The 2,253-nt window shown below is 67.6% G+C and carries 2 protein-coding genes; one reads left to right on the forward strand and one right to left on the reverse strand.

Translation table 11 applies throughout. The annotated features are described in order from the left end of the window. Positions 1 to 1,115: thiamine pyrophosphate-binding protein (locus ELR45_RS00495; protein ID WP_205855618.1), on the forward strand; the 1,115-nt coding region annotated here is incomplete at its 5' end. 57 nt (positions 1,116 to 1,172) lie between these two features. On the opposite strand, the gene ELR45_RS00500 is transcribed toward ELR45_RS00495, so the two are convergent. Next, a partial coding sequence (locus ELR45_RS00500; RefSeq protein ID WP_165367330.1) for an AI-2E family transporter occupies positions 1,173 to 2,253 on the reverse strand: 1,081 nt, incomplete at its 5' end.

Here is a 2,253-nt window from a genome sequence, read left to right on the forward strand (position 1 = left end):
CGGTGCGGCTGCGCCCCGGACCGTCGTCGGAGTCGCTGGAGAAGCTGGTGGAGGTGCTCGGCACGGCCGAGCGTCCGGTGATCGTCGGTGGCCGCGGGGCGTGGGGCGCGGCAGACGAGTTGCGCCGGCTGGCGCAGGCCTGCGGCGCGCTGTTGGTCACCTCTGCCGCGGGGCGTGGCTTGTTCGTGGGTGATGAGTGGGCGTTGGACATCATGGGAGGTTTCGCGACCGAAGGAGCGGCCGAGCTCATCGCGGACGCTGACGTCCTGGTGGCCTTCGGCGCCGGACTGAACAAGTGGACCACCCGCGAAGGCAGCCTCGTGCGCGACACCACGGTCGTCCAGGTCGACGACCGCGACAGCGCGATCGGGTTCCACCGTCCGGTCGACATCGGCATCCTGGGCGATGCTGCCGTGGTCGCGGCGGCCGCTGCTGAGGTGGTGGCGAAGCGCTATCCCGACCGGGTCGGCTATCGCACCCCTGAGATCCACGAGCGGGTCCAGGCGGTGCGCTATTGGAAGGACCAGCCCTTCACCTCCCGGGCCGAACCGGGCCTGGTCGATCCGCAGGAGCTCATCAACGCCATCGACTCGATGCTGCCGATGGAACGCATCGTGGTGACCGACGGCGGCAACGTCAACTGCTACGCGGGTGCACACCTGCGTGTGCCGGACCAGCGCGGCTACTGCATCCCCCTGTCGTTCCAGTCCATCGGGCTCGGCTTGTCCTCGGCGATCGGCGCGGGCGTCGCCCAGCCCGAACGGATGCCCGTCCTCGGCACCGGCGACGGCGCGTTCCTGATGACCCTGGTCGAACTCGACACCGCCGTACGCCTGGGCCTGGGCATGGTCGTCATCGTCTTCAACGACGACGCCTACGGCGCCGAGGTCAACATCTTCCAGCACCAGAGCGACAAGCTCGACACCGTCCGCTTCCCCGACACCGACATCGCCGCCATCGCCCAGGGCTACGGTTGCGAAGCCATCACCGTACGCACTATCGGCGACCTCCACGCCGCCCAGACGTGGCTCGACGGACGACGAGACCGCCCGCTGGTGATCGACGCCAAGATCGCCAGGTTCCCCTCCTGGATGATGGCCCGTCACCACCACTAGCCCGGCGCGACACAGAATGTGTCATCCGTGACGGAACGTGCCGTCCGAGGCAGAACGTCAGTCCGGTTCCCGCGCCGACGGCTCCGCCTGTGGCTCCCGCGGTGGCTCCCCCTGTAGCTCCGGCTCCGGCTCCGGCTGCGCTCTGGGGCCCTTCCGGACCCGGATCCTGCGTTTCCCGCCCCCGTCGCGCGGCGCCTCGTCGTCGTCCTCATAGACCTCGGGAACATCCGCGCCCGGCATCGACACGTGGTGTTCCCCCTCGCCGACGGCGGACTCCTGTTCTCGTACCTTCCGCCGCCAGCCGATGACCGCCGCGGTGATCGCGCCGACGACCGGCACTGCCAGGAAGAGCCCCACCAGGCCGAACGCGACACCGGCGCCCGTGGTGAGCAGCAGCGTGATCAGCGGGTGGAAACTGACCGCACGCGACATCAGCAGCGGCGAGAGCACGTTCCCTTCGATCTGCTGAACCGCCAGGACGATCAGCAACGCCCAGACGGCGGTCCCCACGCCGCCCGAGACGAACGCCACGGTGACCGCGAACGCACCGGCCAGCGTGGCACCGACCAAGGGTACGTAGCCCATGATGAACGTCAGCGCGCCGATCGGGATCGCCAGGGTCACGTTGAGAATCGTCAGCCCGACGCCGATGAAGAAGCCGTCCACCAGACCTGTCAGGGTCGAGGCGTAAAACCAGTTGCCGGTGGTCTTCATGGCTGCTTTGAACGCCATGTGCGCAGGTGCCTGGTGTTCGGGACGCAGCGCTCTGACGAACTGCTCCCACAGCTTGTCGCCGCTGGTCAAGGCGAAGATGGTGAAGAAGATCGCGATCAGCAGCACGGTGGCGAAGTTGCCCACCAGGGTGATCCCCGTGGTTGCCGCCTGGCTGACTTCACCCAGCAGATTGCCGAGCTGATTCTGGATGTCGTCGAGCCACCCCTGGACCGTCTCGGTGTCCAGACCGAACGGGCCCTCGGCAAGCCATTCGTTCACCTCGTCGACCGAGCCGGTGACCGAGTCGACCATCTCGTCCCACGAGTTGATCAGCTCCGAGACGACGAAGACGATGATGCCGGCAAAGAAGCCCAAGAAGAGCAGTACCGACATCAGGGAGGCCAGCAGCGCCGGCACCTTGTGG

Source organism: Phytoactinopolyspora endophytica, from assembly GCF_004138495.1.
Taxonomy (GTDB): domain Bacteria; phylum Actinomycetota; class Actinomycetes; order Jiangellales; family Jiangellaceae; genus Phytoactinopolyspora; species Phytoactinopolyspora endophytica.